Here is a 2,157-nt window from a genome sequence, read left to right as displayed (position 1 = left end):
CCCGCGACGACCGCGGCGGCGATCTCGCCCTGCGAGTGCCCGACGACGGCGGCGGGTTCGACCCCGTGCGCCCGCCAGACGGCGGCGAGCGACACCATCATCGCCCACAGCGCGGGTTGGACCACGTCGACCCGCTGGAGTGCTTCGGCGTCGTCGAGGACGTCCAGTAGCTCCCAGTCCACAAAGGACCGCAAGGCGTCTGCGCACTCTGCCATGCGGGCCGCGAACACCGGATCGGCCGCGAGCAGCTCCCGTCCCATCCCGGCCCACTGTGAGCCTTGACCGGGGAAGACGAACACGACCCGGCGGTTCGGGCGGGCCACCCCGGCACCACTGCCTCGTTCTGCGAGCGCGGTGAGCCCGGCTTTCAGGTCATCGGTGACGACGGCGCGGTGGTCGAACGCCGACCGCTTGACCAGCGCCCGCGCGACTGCGGTGGCATCGCCGTTCACGAACGGCAGCAGCTGACGAGCCTGCTCCCGCAGCGCGGGCTCATTCCGGGCGGAGAGCACCCACGGCACCGGTCCGTCGACCGCAGCGGACGGGGCCGGTTCCGGCACGGCTTCGAGGATGACGTGCGCGTTGGTTCCGCTGATGCCGAACGACGACACCGCGGCGCGGCGCGGGCGGGTGACCTCGGGCCAGGCGCGGTTCTCTGTGAGCAGCTCGACCGCACCCGCCGTCCAGTCGACGTGCGGGGACGGCTCGTCGACGTGCAGCGTCGCCGGCAGCACGCCGTGGCGCATGGCCTGGACCACCTTGACGACCGCGCCGACCCCGGCGGCGGCCTGGGTGTGCCCGACGTTCGACTTCAGCGAACCGAGCCACAGCGGCGTTTCCCGGTCCTGGCCGTACGTTTCGAGCAGGGCCTGCGCCTCGATCGGGTCGCCGAGCGGGGTGCCGGTGCCGTGCGCCTCGACGGCGTCCACATCGGACGGGGTGAGGCCCGCGGTCGCGAGCGCGGCGCGGATCACGCGTTGCTGTGACGGGCCGTTCGGGGCGGTGAGGCCGTTCGAAGCGCCGTCGGAGTTGATCGCGGAGCCGCGCAGCACGGCCAGCACCGGGTGCCCGTTGCGGCGAGCATCGGACAGGCGCTCCAGCAGCAGCATCCCGGCGCCCTCGGCCCAGGCGGTGCCGTCGGCGGCGGCCGCGAACGGCTTGCAGCGGCCGTCCGGGGCGAGCGCCCGCTGGCGGCTGAACTCCACGAACGAGCCCGGCGTCGCCATCACCGCGACGCCGCCCGCGAGCGCGAGCCCGCATTCGCCCTGCCGCAGGGCCTGCGCGGCGAGGTGCAGCGCGACCAGCGAGGACGAACACGCGGTGTCGACCGTGACGGCCGGGCCTTCGAACCCGAAGGTGTAAGCGACGCGGCCGGAAACGACGCTGCCGGAACCGCCGGTGAACGAGTAGCCCTCGGCCTCCTCGGGCAGCGGGGCCAGCCGCGCGGTGTAGTCGTGGTACATCGCGCCCGCGAAGACGCCGGTCCGGCTGCCGCGCAGGCCCAGCGGGTCGATCCCGGCGTTTTCGAAGGCCTCCCAAGAGGTTTCGAGCAGGAGACGCTGCTGCGGATCCATCGCCGTGGCTTCGCGCGGGCTGATGCCGAAGAACTCGGCGTCGAACTGTCCCGCGTCGTGCAGGAACCCGCCGCGCGTGGTGTAGGTGCGGCCGGGGCGGTCGGGGTCGGCGTCGTACAGCGCCTCGGCGTCCCAGCCGCGGTCGGTCGGGAACTCGGTGATCGCGTCCCGGCCGTCGACGACCAGCTGCCACAGCTCGTCGGGGCTGGTCACGCCGCCGGGGAAGCGGCACGCCATCCCGACGATGACGACCGGGTCGCCCGCGACGGCGGCCGGCGTGGCGGTTTCCGCGGTTTCGCCGGTCCCGGCCAGTTCCGCGTGCAGGCGGTCGATGACCGCCGCCGGGGTCGGGTGGTCGAACAGCAGCGTGGCGGGCAGCCGGAGGCCGGTCGCGGCAGCCAGGCGGTTGCGCAGCTCGACCGAGGTGAGCGAGTCGAAGCCGATCTCCTTGAACGCGCGGCCCGGCTCCACCGCGGCCGGGTTCCCCAGCCCGAGCACGGCCGAGACCTCGGCGCGGACGACGTCGGCAAGCCCTTCGGCGGTCACCGTCGCCTTGGCGGCACTCCGGCCGGCGCGCGGGCGG

Annotated in this window: 1 pseudogene; it reads right to left on the bottom strand. The window is 74.1% G+C overall.

What is annotated here, in order from left to right:
* Positions 1 to 2,120: pseudogene (locus G3I65_RS34030) on the bottom strand (beta-ketoacyl synthase N-terminal-like domain-containing protein); the annotation flags it as partial.
* Positions 2,121 to 2,157: the final 37 nt, after the last annotated feature.

Source organism: Amycolatopsis sp. SID8362, assembly GCF_010550475.1.
Lineage (GTDB): Bacteria > Actinomycetota > Actinomycetes > Mycobacteriales > Pseudonocardiaceae > Amycolatopsis > Amycolatopsis eburnea.
The sequence above is the reverse complement of the archived record's forward strand: the minus strand, read 5'-3'. Positions and strand labels throughout refer to the sequence as shown.